The organism is Streptomyces antnestii (assembly GCF_004005495.1).
GTDB classification, from domain to species: Bacteria; Actinomycetota; Actinomycetes; order Streptomycetales; family Streptomycetaceae; genus Streptomyces; species Streptomyces antnestii.
The window spans coordinates 196789-208387 of sequence record NZ_RZYA01000013.1 but is presented as its reverse complement, the minus strand read 5'-3'; the positions used below and the strand labels follow the sequence as shown (position 1 = coordinate 208387).

Here is an 11599-nt window from a genome sequence, read left to right as displayed (position 1 = left end):
GGTTTCGTTGACTGCGGTGAACGAGATCTTCGACATGGCGCTGGGGGTGAACAGGTGGGCAGGCTGCGGGAGTTGAAGGCATCGTTCGTGGTGCCGGGCACCTCGGGGGTGGCCATCCGGGACCGGCTGCGGTTGTCGGACCGGGATACGGCGGTGCTGCGAGAGGTCGGTGTGTTTCTGGGTTCGCTGGCGGCCGGGGATCTCGCGGTCCGTTCCCGGCAAGGCCTGACGCATGACGCATCCGGGTGGGCGGCCCGCAAGCGGGAGCTGACCGGGGACTCATCCGCGCGGTGGGCGGGCAGCATCACCAAGGCCACGCACGACCAGTGGGCGCTGGCAAGGCGAGGCCAGCTGGCGGAGATGGTGTGGCTGCGGGGGCAGATCGGGCAGGTCGAGGCACGCATGGCCCGACCGCTGGGTGCGAAGGCGTCTAAGCGGGAGGGGCTGGCGCGGGGGTACGGGTCGCGATCCGAGTGGCATGCCAAGTCCCGTCGGCTGCACGCACTGAAGGGCCGATTGGCCGGCGTGGCGGCGGACTGGGCGGCGGGCCGGGTGCACCTGGTGCGCGGCGGCAAACGCCTATCCCACCTACGTCACCATCTGGACGAGGCCGGACTAGATGAGCGAACCTGGCGCGAGCGGTGGCAGACGGCGCGAATGTTCCTGGCCGCCGATGGTGAGACCGGTAAACGCTTCGGCAATGAGACCATCCGCATCACCGGCACCGGAGAGATCTCCCTCAAGCTCCCGGCCGCCCTCACCCATGTGGCCAACGCCCCGCGCGGCCGCTACGTCCTAGACGCGACGGTGGCGTTCAAGCACCGGGGCCAGGAATGGCTGGACCGGATCACTGCGAACCGGTCTGTGGCCTACCGCATCCACCACGACCACGTGCGCGGACGCTGGTACGTGACCGCGTCCTGGCAACGCAACGCCGTCCCGGTCCTGCCCCTGACGGCAGCTCTGGCACGGGGTGTGGTCGGGATGGACATGAACGACGACCACCTTGCCGCCTGGCACCTCGACACCCACGGCAACCCGGTCGGCGAACCCCGGCGCTTCTTCTACGACCTGTCGGGCATGGCAGCGCACCGGGACGCCCAGATCCGGCACGCGCTGACCCGGCTGCTGCACCACACCCGCCGCTGTGGGGCTGCCGCGATCGCCATCGAAGACCTGGACTTCACCGACGGCAAGTCCCGTGAGAAGCACGGCCGCAACAAGCGCTTCCGTCGTCTCATCTCCCGCTTTCCCACGGCGAAGCTGAAGGCCCGCCTAGTATCTATGGCCGCCGAGCTGGACATCGCCGTCGTCGCGGTGGATCCGGCCTACACCTCCCGGTGGGGTGCCCAGCACTGGCAACAGCCGCTGACCACACGCACCCGCAAGACCACCCGGCACGATGCGGCAAGCATCGCGATCGGGCGACGCGCCCTCGGGCACCCGATCCGGCGACGGACGGCACCGCCCCCTACTCACCAGAGCGATGGGTACGGGCATCGGACCGTCCAGGCCGGACCGGACACCCGACAGCGTGAGGAACCCCGCCCCCACACACCCGGACCACGCACCAGATGCGTGTCGCCCGACAGTGGCAAGAAAGCGGGCGACCAGAACACCCAACACCGTTTGGGGTGTTCGGCTGAGCAACAGCCCTGGCAACAGGACGCACTTCCGCTCAGCTTCCAGGAACGGTAGTTCCCAGCGCGTAGGAACAATCGGGGGCGTCTGGTGGAGGTCCCGAAGTGCGTTCGGGCAGAAGTGCGAAACGGGCCGGTTGTCGGCGGCGATCCGGTCTACCCGGGGCGTGCCATGCGGCTACGTATGATCGCGCCACGTCAATCAAGGGGTGGGGCACATGAATTTGAACGCACGAAGACGGTCGGGATACCAAGCGGCCGCGATCGTGGCGGCGGCGGTGCTGCTGGCGGGCTGTGGTTCCGGTGGTGGGGCCGACGGCATGCCGACGGCGAGGCCTGTAGGCACGTTGAAGGCTCGCCACGTCAAAGCCGCCTTGCCGGACAAGGAAGCTTTGCCCGGTTGGAGACAGATCGGCTCACGCCAGATCGATACACATGGCTATTTGTGCCAGGTCGTGGCCGGCGACGCATGCAACGACGTGATCGCCACCGGCACGGCAAACTTCACACGAGGGGCGCAGCGGACCACGAAGTGGCTCAGGTTCAGTTTCACCGTCTACTCCTGCCGCACCGTGAGCGCCGCACAGCTCCTGTACGAGGCGATGCCCGACTACGACAAGCGGGCTGACGGGGCGAAGACTCCGGCGCTCGGAGACGAGAGCGCTGCGTCAAGCTCGCTCCTGAATGGCGAGCACCCCGTGTCCATCTACCACGACAAGGTACGGATAGGGACGACCGTGTTGTGGACCTTCGCCATGGGGACCGAGGAGGCCGTCACGAGCGAGCGTGCCGAGTTGGCGGCCAAGCTCCAGGTCGAACGAGTGCAGCAGGCCCACCTGGGGCTCAAGCCCTCGGCGCACGCAGACGTCCCTTAGCGTCCGTCCGGCAGGCCGGGGGAGGGATCAGCAGGTGGGACTGACTTCAGGCGCAGCGCTCGTTCTCGATTATTCGTGTCATGTCACTTTGAGTCGGCGCCTGCACAGGCAGGGACTCAGTCCCGTTTTAAGGCATGTCTCGTTGGAGAAACCCCCGGTAGGGTGGTTCGACGGCAGTTCAGTCGGCGTCTCAGGAGCGTCCGGGACCGATCGAGGGAGTGTGTGCTTTGCCGACTGGCAAGGTCAAGTGGTTCAACAGTGAGAAGGGCTTCGGCTTTCTCTCCCGCGACGACGGCGGCGACGTCTTCGTGCATTCCTCCGTACTCCCGGCCGGCGTGGACGCACTCAAGCCGGGCCAGCGTGTCGAGTTCGGCGTCGTCGCGGGGCAGCGTGGCGACCAGGCGCTCTCCGTGGCGATCCTGGACCCGACCCCGTCGGTGGCCGCGGCACAGCGCCGCAAGCCGGACGAACTGGCCTCGATCGTCCAGGACTTGACGACGCTCCTCGAGAACATCACGCCGATGCTGGAGAAGGGCCGCTACCCGGACAAGGCCTCCGGCGCGAAGATCGCGGGCCTGCTGCGCGCGGTCGCCGACCAGCTCGACGTATAGCCGCAGCTGTCCTTACGGGAACGCGAGCGCGTCCGGGCCGAGGGTCGGCACGAGGCCCTCGGCCGCTGCGCGGGTGAGCAGGCCGCGGATCGCCGCGGCCCCTCTTTTCTGCCGCCCTCGCGCTGCTTCGCAGGCGTCGGGCGGCTGTGCCGGACTCCGTCCGGCGGCCGCCGTGTTCAGGGGAATGACAGGGCGTTGGGGGAGAGGGCCGGCACGAGGCCCTCGGCCGCTGCGCGCGTCAGCAGGCCGCGGATCGCCGCATAGCCGTTCTCGCCGAGGTCTGCCGTGAACTCGTTGACGTACAGGCCGATGTGCTGGTCCGCGACCGACGGGTCCATCTCCTGGGCGTGCTCCAGGACGTAGGGGCGGGAGGCCTGCGGGTCGTCCCAGGCCATGCGGACCGACGTGCGGACCGCGTCGGCGATCTGTCGCAGCCGGTCCCCGCCGAGGGAGCGCTTCGCGATGATCGCGCCGAGCGGGATCGGCAGGCCCGTCGTCGACTCCCAGTGCTCGCCCATGTCGGCGAGGGAGTGCAGGCCGTAGTTCTGGTACGTGAAACGGGCCTCGTGGATGACGAGACCCGCGTCGACCTTGCCGTCCCGCACGGCGGGCATGATCTCGTCGAACGGCATGACGACGATCTCGCCGACGCCGCCTGGCAGCACGTCCGCCGTCCACAGCCGGAACAGCAGGTAGGCCGTCGACTTCTCGCTGGGGACGGCGACCGTCCTGCCGGTCAGGTCGACGCCGGGCTCGCGCGTGAGCACGAGCGGGCCGCAGCCCCGGCCGAGCGCGCCGCCGCACGGCAGGAGCGCGTAGTCGTCGAGGACGTACGGCAGGACCGCGTACGACACCTTGAGGACGTCGAAGGCGGGGTCGCGGCGCTCCGCGACGCCGTTCGTGATGTCGATGTCGGCGAAGGTCACGTCGAGGGCGGGGGCGCCGGGAACCCGGCCGTGGGCCCACGCGTCGAAGACGAACGTGTCGTTCGGGCAGGGCGAGAAGGCGATCCTGAGGTCCGCTTCGGGGTGCGTCATGTGTGAGTCCAACTCTCCAGTACGTGCGCGGACTTCCCGAACGCGTCGGCGAGCGCCGCGAGCGCGTCGCCGATACGCCAGGCCGCGCGGTCACGGGGGCCGACGGCGTTCGACACCGCGCGGATCTCCAGGACGGGCACGCCGTGCGCGGCGGCGGCCTCGGCGACCCCGAAACCCTCCATCGCCTCGGCGGCGGCGCCGGGGTGACGGCCGAGCAGCTGGGCGGCGCGGGCCGCGGTGCCGGTGACGGTGGAGACGGTGAGCACGGTGCCGGTGCGCGCGCCGGCCGCCGCGGCGACGTCCCGTACGAGGGACGGCGGCGGGAGGTGCGTGACGGTGCCGAAGCCGAGCTCGGTGACGGGCAGGAAGCCGTCGGGGGTCTCGGCGCCCAGGTCGGCGGCGGTGAGGGCGTCGGCGACGACCACGGAGCCGACGGGGGCGTCCGGCTGGAACCCGCCGCCGATACCGGCGGACACGACCAGTCCGTACGGCCGCCCCGACAGGGCGGCGGTGGTGAGGGCGGTGGCGGTTCCGGCCGCCGCGGCGGCGGGCCCGACGCCCACCGCGACGACATCGACGGCAGGGGACGCGGCGCCCGCCCCGGACAGGCCTCCGGCCACCGCGTCCCGCTCCGCGGGGACGGCGGTGGCGATCAGCACCCGCCCGGTGTCCGTCAGGCGTCCTTCTTGAGCTTGAACGACCACAGGCCGGTCGCGTTCGTACCGCTGCCCTCGACGATGCTGACCGTCGTGGCGTTGCCCGTGGCGCCGTACTGCTGGTTGAAGAACACGCTGCCCGGGACGGTGCGGTACGTCTTCTTGCTGGAGTCGGTCAGCGCCTGGCCGTTCATCAGCAGGGTCCAGCCCTTGTCGGCGATCTTCGGGTCCACACCGAAGCGGACCGTCGCGTCGGGGTCGACCTTGATGGACTTGATGTCCTTCTCGCTCGTGAGGCAGTCCTTGAGCGCGGACGGCGTGAGGGCCTTGCCGTCGTTGTAGCAGGCGGCTTCCGACGTCACCGTGGAGGTGCCGACCGTGACGGTCGCCAGCGGCGTCGGCTTGTCGCAGGCCGAGAGGACGAGCAGCCCGGCGGCGACGGCGCCGGCAGCTGCCACGGTGCGGCGGTGGCGCACAGTGAAACGCAGGGAGGTCATGCGGGCAGGCTATCTGGCGGCTCGCACACACTCGCCATGCGGGTGCGGCGTGCCGCATGCCCGCACGGTCCGGGACGTCCGCCGCGCCCTCTCGCGCGCGGTCTCACGCGACGCGGCCGTGGGCCTGTCCGCCGTGCCGGGCGGCGGCGAGCAGCCCTTTCACGGTCGTCAGCCAGCCCGTTCCGACGATCGCCGCGGCCACTCCGAGGCCCAGTGCTCCGTTCAGGGGCAGGGAGATGCCGATGCCGCCGCCGACGACCCACGCCATCTGGAGGGTGGTCTCGGAGCGGGCGAACGCGGAGTTGCGGACCTGTTCGGGGACGTCGCGCTGGATGAGGGCGTCCAGGGAGAGCTTGGACAGGGCCTGCGCGAACCCGGCGACGGCCGCCAGGCACGCCGTGAAGGCCGCGCTGAAGAACAGCGCCGACAGGACCGCCACGCCCACGACCACGGCCACCACCGTCACGATGATGATCTCCGGCGCCCGCGCCTTCAGCCACGCCCCGACGGCCGTGCCGAGCGCGTTGCCCGCGCCCGCCGAGACCCCGACGATGCTCAGCGACACGGCGGCGCTCTGGCCCGACATGGGGTGGTCGCGCAGCAGGAACGCCAGGAAGAAGATCAGGAAGCCGGAGAGGCAGCGCTGGGAGGCGTTGACGACGAGCGCGTGCGTCACGGCCGGGCCGACGGTGCGCAGACTGGGGCGCTTCTCCTTCTTGGCGGCGTCCTTGGCGGCTTTGGCGTCCTTGGCGTCTTGGGCGGCTTTCTCGGCGGCGGCTCTCCCGGCGGAGACTCCGGCGGCTTCGTCGGCGGCCTCCTTCGCCTTCCGGTCGGCCTCGCTTCCTGGCCGGTGCGGGACGTGCAGATGCAGGTGCGGGCCGTGCAGATGTTCCTCGTCGGCCGCGAGGAGCGCCTTCGCCTCGCCCTTCGCGGAGTCCACCTTGTGCGGCAGCTGGAAGGACAGGACCGTCCCCGAGATGAAGATCACGAACGCGCCGTAGAGGGGCCAGCTCGGCCCGACCATGTGCAGCCCGGCGGCGACCGGCGCGGCCACACCGGTGGCGAGGAGCCCGCCCAGGGTCACCCGCGAATTCGCTTTGACCAGGGAGAACCGTGGTGGCAGCAGACGTGGCACGACGGCGCTGCGCACCACCCCGTACGCCTTGGACGCGACCAGGACGCCGAGGGCCGCCGGGTACAGCTCCAGGCCGCCGCCCGCCGCCGCCCCGGCGAGGACGAGCGCGAGGAGCGCCCGCGCCAGCATCGAGCCGGCCATCGCGGCGCGCCGGCCGTGCGGCAGCCGGTCCAGGAGGGGGCCGATCACGGGCGCGAGGAGTGTGAACGGCAGCATCGTGATCGCGAGGTAGAGCGCGACGCGCCCGCGCGCCTGGCCCGTCGGCACCGAGAAGAACACCGTGGAGGCGAGCGCCACGGTGATCATGACGTCGCCGGCGCCGTTCACGCCGTGCAGCTCGATCAGTTTTCCGAGGCCCGACTCGCCCGCGCCGTGCGCGTGGGTCGCCTTGCGGATCCCGCGCGCGGTGCCCGTGAAGGGCAGGTGCAGGGCACGCCCCACAGCGCGGACCGCCCGGCGTACCGGGCCCGATCCGCCTGCCTTCCGCGATGACGACCTGGTGGAGGTCACCCAGCCATAGTGCCCCCGGAACGTGGTGACTAGTACCGATATCGCCGGAGCGGGTCGCAGGTGAGCGCCCCCGGAAACTCTCCCGGAGGGTGTTGCAGGACACAGCTACTTGTACGTCGGTGTGGGCGCACGGGCCGGGAGAAGGTAGCGTGCGTAACGCGCCTGCGGCAGCTGTGCTCGGCCGCGCGCCTCTCGGTCATCCGTCAGAATGGGTGACGTAGGTGCGCCCGGGGACGTTCGGGCGCGGACGTCGACGCGGCCCCCTGGTCCGCTCCGTCCGTACCCCCGCGCAAGGTGGCGCACTCGTGAGACGGCGTAGGAGAGAAGCGATACCTGTGAGCGCAGCGACAACGCGAAGCCGCACCCCTGACCGCCTGTGCGCCGAGGCGGTCGGCCTCGCGCGGACCGCGGCCGAGGAGGCCGCCGCGCCAGGAGTCGTGGGCGAGCACGTCGACATCGTCGTCGAGGGCGACCGGGTCGTCACGCATCTCTTCGAATGCATGGAGTTCGGCTACCGCGGCTGGCGGTGGGCCGTGACGGTGGCGCGGGCGTCGCGCGCCAAGGTCGTCACCCTCGACGAGACGGTTCTGCTGCCGGGCCCGGACGCGCTCATGGCCCCGGAGTGGGTGCCGTGGAGCGAGCGGCTGCGCCCCGGCGACATGGGCCCCGGCGACCTGCTGCCGACCGACGCCGAGGATCTTCGCCTCGAACCCGGCTATTCGGGTGAGGACGCGCCCCCGCCGAACTCCGCGGTGTCCGAGGAGATGGCGGAGCTCGCCGAGGCGGAGGACGCCGAACTGACGGCGGGACCGCCCGCCGAGCTGCCCGTCGCGCCCGAGCGCGGCTCCATCGCCGCCGTCGCCGAGGAGCTCGGCATGCGGCGTGCCCGGGTCCTGTCCCGGTACGGCCTGCATGTCGCGGCCGACCGCTGGGACGAGGGGTTCGGGGCGAAGACGCAGATGGCGCAGGCGGCGCCCGCGACCTGTGTGTCCTGCGGTTTCCTCGCGCCGATCGGCGGCTCGCTCGGCCAGGCCTTCGGCGTCTGCGCGAACGAGTTCTCCCCGGCCGACGGCCACGTCGTCTCCCTCGCGTACGGCTGCGGCGGCCACTCCGAGGCGGCCGTCATGCCGAAGCCCCCGCGGCCCGCGGCACCGGTGATCGACGAGACCCGCGTGGACCCGTTCCCGCTGCGCCCGGCGCCGGACTCCGGATCGGTCCCGTCGGCCCCCGACGGCACGGAGGATCTGGGGCACTCGTAGCCCCGGCGCGTCTACGCGCGCACGCGCGGTAGCGTCTCCGTCGCCAGGGTTGGCCTGGGTGAACGGCAGAGGGAGACCACACCGTGAGCATGAGCAAGATCGTGCGCCCGGCACCCGAGGGGATGGACCCGTTCGGGACGGGCCGTCTGCGGCGTGGGGTCATCGACGCCTGGACCGGCAGCCCGGCCCGCTTCCGTGAGGACGCCAACGCCGAGGAGGACCTCGCCCTCGGCGGCTACCGAGACCGTCTCGTCGTGGAACTCGCCCAGAACGCGGCAGACGCCGCCGCCCGCGCGGGCGTGCCCGGCCGGCTCTCCCTCACGCTGCGCGACGGGGTGCTGGCCGCCGCGAACACGGGCGCCCCGTTGGACGCCGCCGGTGTCGAGTCGCTGTCCACGCTGCGCGCCTCCGCCAAGCGCGAGCAGGGCGACGGCGCCGTTGGCCGCTTCGGCGTCGGGTTCGCCGCCGTCCTCGCCGTCACGGACGAGCCCGCGGTCGTCGGCCGCACGGGCGGGGTCCGCTGGTCGCTCGCCGAGGCACGCGACCTCACCGCCGGTACGGCCCGGCACAGCCCCGGCCTCGGCGACGAGCTGCGCCGCCGGGACGGCCACGTGCCACTGCTCCGGCTCCCGTTCGCCGCGCAGGGCTCGGCCCCGGAGCCGTACGACACCGTCGTGATCCTGCCGCTGCGCGACCCCGCCGCCGAGGAGCTCGCGACGCGGCTCGTCGACGCCATCGACGACACCCTGCTCCTCGCCCTGCCCGGCCTCGACGAGGTCGTCGTGGAGACCGGCTCCGGCACGCGCGTCCTGCGCCGCAGGACCGACGGGCCGTACGTGGCCGTGGACGACGAGCGCGTCGGCGCCGACGGCACGCGGGAGAGCGTCACGACCCGCTGGCACGTCCTCGTCCGCACCGGACCGCTGGACGCCGCGCTCCTCGCCGACCGGCCCCTGGAAGAGCGGCTGCGCCCGCACTGGTCCGTGACCTGGGCCGTCCCGGTCGACGAGGACGGCACACCGGTGCCGCCGCGCAGCGCGCCCGTGCTGCACGCGCCGACCCCCAGCGACGAACCCCTCGGCGTGCCCGCGCTGCTCATCGCGTCGTTCCCCCTCGACACGACCCGGCGGCACGCCGCCCCCGGACCGCTCACCGACTTCCTGGTGGAACGGGCCGCCGACGCCTACGCCGAACTCCTCGCCGGCTGGCGGCCCGTGGGCACCGGCATCCTCGGCCTGGTGCCCGGCCCGCTCGGCCGGGGCGCGGTGGACGGCAGCCTGCGCGGCGCGATCCTCGCCAGGCTGCCCCGCACCGCGTTCCTGCCGCCCGCGCTGCCCCGCACCCCGGACGACGCCGATGGACTCCCCGAGACGCTGCGGCCGCGCGAGGCGGAGGTCGTGGAGGGCGCGGGCGCCCAGACCGTACAGGTCCTCGCCGAGGTGCTGCCGAGCCTGCTGCCCGCCGGGCTCGAACGCCGCGTCGAGCTGCGGACCCTGGAGGTCGCCCGCGTCCCGCTGACCGAGGCGATCGACCGGCTCGCAGGCCTTGAGAAGGACCCGGACTGGTGGCGGCGCCTGTACGACAGCCTCGCGGGCGTCGACCCGGACCGGCTCACCGGGCTTCCGGTGCCGCTCGCGGGCGGGCGTACGACGATCGGCCCCCGGCAGGTGCTGCTGCCCATGCCGGACGCCACGCCCGGCGAGACCCTGGCCCGGCTCGGCCTCAAGGTCGCCCATGTGGACGCCGCGCACCCCCTCCTGGAGAAGCTGGGCGCGCTGCCCGCGACGCCCCGCGCCGTCCTGACGACACCTCAGGTGCGGGCGGCCGTCGCCGGTTCGCTCGACGACGACTCCTGGTCCCTCGGCGAGGAGGCCGGGGTCGACGCGGACGAACTCGCCGACCTCGTCCTCTCCCTCGTACGGGACGCCAACCTCGAACCCGGTGACGAGCCCTGGCTCGGGGCGCTCGCCCTGCCCGACGACGAGGGCGAGCTCGCGCCCGCCGGTGAACTCGTGCTGCCCGGCAGCCCGTTCGCGCAGGTCGTGCGCGAGGGCGAACTGGGCATGGTGGACGGCGAACTCGCCGAGCGGTGGGGCGAGCAGCCGCTCGCCGCGTGCGGGGTCCTCGCCGGCTTCGCCCTGGTCCGCGCCACCGACGTGGTCCTCGACCCGGACGAACTCGACCCCCGCGAGGGCGACTTCGCCGAGCCGGACGACGCGGGCCTGCTCGACGCGGTCGACGTGTGGTGCGAGGACGTCCTCGACCGGCTGCCCGACACGCCCGTGCCGCCCGTCGCCACCGAACTCGTCGCCGTCCGCGACCTCGACCTCGTCGACGACGACCACTGGCCCCAGGCCCTCGCCCTCCTCTCCCGGCCCCCGCTGCGCGACGCCCTCACCCAGCCCGTACGGGTCCTGCTGCCCGACGGCACACACGAGATCGTCCGCCCGTACACCGCGTGGTGGCTGCGCGACCACCCCGTCCTCGACGGGCGCCGCCCGGCCGGGCTCCGCGCGGCGGGCGGCGACCCGCTGCTCGCCGGGCTCTACGACGCCGCCGACGCGGCCGGGTTCGACGACGAGCAGGTGCTGCGCGCCCTCGGCGTGCGCACGTCGGTCGCCGCGCTCCTCGACGAGCCCGGCGGCGCCGCCGAACTCCTCGACCGTCTCGCCGACCCGGACCGCGAGGTGGGCGCGGCCCAGCTGCACGCCCTGTACGGGGCGCTCGCCGACCTCGACCCGGAGCAGGTGACGCTCCCGGACGAGCTGCGGGCCGTGGTCGACGGCGAGGTCAGGGTCGTGGACGCGGCCGACGCCGTGGTCGCCGACGCCCCCGATCTGCTGCCGCTCGCCGGGGGCCTGGCCCTGCTGCCGGTGAGCCCGGCGCGCGCCGCGGACCTCGCCGAGCTGTTCCAGGTGAGGCGGCTGAGCGCGACGGCGGACGCGGACGTCACCGAGGAGGGCGCCGAGCACCCGGTGCCCGATTCCGTACGGACTCTGCTCGGGGCGGCGACCCCGGAGACGTACATCGAGCACGAGGAGCTGTTCGTCGCCGGGGTGGAGGTCGACTGGCGGCGCACGCCCGACGGCACGGTCCACGCCTCGACGCTCGAAGGAGTGGCGGCGGGTCTGGCGTGGGCGGCGGGCCAGTGGCCACGCCGCTTCGAGGTCGCCGCCCTGCTCGAAGACCCGTCACGCACGGCGGAGTTGGCCCGGGACCGCTGGTTCGACTGAGGGCGTTCGTAACGGGGAGACCGGGGTTGTGTAAACCGGTCACAAAATCTCCCGCCCGCGTACAACCTGCCACTCCCGGCGCATGTCTGATCTCGCGAGTCAACAGACTCCTAGATCAATCTGGTCCCGCGTGAAGGCATCCGCAC

The 11599-nt window shown here is 72.6% G+C and carries 9 protein-coding genes; 5 read left to right on the top strand and 4 right to left on the bottom strand.

The genetic code is table 11. The features are described 5' to 3' along the window. Positions 1–72: 72 nt before the first annotated feature. From EOT10_RS25755 to EOT10_RS42890, 3 genes are all read left to right on the top strand, one after another. Positions 73–1698 (top strand): transposase, encoded by a 1626-nt coding sequence (locus tag EOT10_RS25755; protein ID WP_223281191.1) that lies wholly within the window; start codon positions 73–75, stop codon positions 1696–1698. Positions 1699–1858: 160 nt separating this feature from the next. After that, positions 1859–2515: a hypothetical protein gene (locus EOT10_RS25750; RefSeq protein ID WP_127830707.1), complete on the top strand. Its 657-nt coding sequence runs from the start codon at positions 1859–1861 to the stop codon at positions 2513–2515. Positions 2516–2742: 227 nt separating this feature from the next. Then, a complete protein-coding gene (locus EOT10_RS42890) occupies positions 2743–3126 on the top strand; it encodes a cold-shock protein (RefSeq protein ID WP_127830706.1) in 384 nt (127 codons plus the stop codon). 176 nt (positions 3127–3302) lie between these two features. On the opposite strand, the gene EOT10_RS25740 is transcribed toward EOT10_RS42890, so the two are convergent. The 4 genes from EOT10_RS25740 to EOT10_RS25725 form a co-directional block, all read right to left on the bottom strand. Further along, entirely contained in the window at positions 3303–4163 is an 861-nt protein-coding gene (locus tag EOT10_RS25740; RefSeq protein WP_127830705.1) for a 1,4-dihydroxy-6-naphtoate synthase, read from the bottom strand. Beyond that, entirely contained in the window at positions 4160–4867 is a 708-nt protein-coding gene (locus tag EOT10_RS25735) for a futalosine hydrolase (RefSeq protein WP_127830704.1), read from the bottom strand. The genes EOT10_RS25740 and EOT10_RS25735 overlap by 4 nt, the downstream gene beginning before the upstream one ends. Continuing rightward, positions 4837–5316: a DUF2771 domain-containing protein gene (locus EOT10_RS25730; protein ID WP_127830703.1), complete on the bottom strand. Its 480-nt coding sequence runs from the start codon at positions 5314–5316 to the stop codon at positions 4837–4839. Before EOT10_RS25730 ends, EOT10_RS25735 begins: the two co-directional genes overlap by 31 nt. 103 nt (positions 5317–5419) lie before the next feature. Then, on the bottom strand, positions 5420–6961 hold the full coding sequence (locus tag EOT10_RS25725; RefSeq protein ID WP_127830702.1) for an MFS transporter: 1542 nt from the start codon (positions 6959–6961) through the stop codon (positions 5420–5422). Positions 6962–7296: 335 nt separating this feature from the next. Here EOT10_RS25725 and EOT10_RS25720 point away from each other — a divergent pair, with 335 nt between their 5' ends. Both EOT10_RS25720 and EOT10_RS25715 read left to right on the top strand, forming a co-directional pair. After that, entirely contained in the window at positions 7297–8220 is a 924-nt protein-coding gene (locus EOT10_RS25720) for a DUF3027 domain-containing protein (protein WP_127830701.1), read from the top strand. Between the two features lie 89 nt (positions 8221–8309). Then, on the top strand, positions 8310–11453 hold the full coding sequence (locus EOT10_RS25715; RefSeq protein ID WP_127830751.1) for a sacsin N-terminal ATP-binding-like domain-containing protein: 3144 nt from the start codon (positions 8310–8312) through the stop codon (positions 11451–11453). Positions 11454–11599 lie beyond the last annotated feature (146 nt).

What these genes read in the sequence shown, in the direction of transcription:
- EOT10_RS25740 (WP_127830705.1), bottom strand. Translation starts at nt 4,163, where the DNA reads ATGACGCACCCCGAAGCGGACCTCAGGATCGCCTTCTCGCCCTGCCCG.
- EOT10_RS25715 (WP_127830751.1), top strand. Translation starts at nt 8,310, where the DNA reads ATGAGCAAGATCGTGCGCCCGGCACCCGAGGGGATGGACCCGTTCGGG.
- EOT10_RS25750 (WP_127830707.1), top strand. Translation starts at nt 1,859, where the DNA reads ATGAATTTGAACGCACGAAGACGGTCGGGATACCAAGCGGCCGCGATC.
- EOT10_RS25730 (WP_127830703.1), bottom strand. Translation starts at nt 5,316, where the DNA reads ATGACCTCCCTGCGTTTCACTGTGCGCCACCGCCGCACCGTGGCAGCT.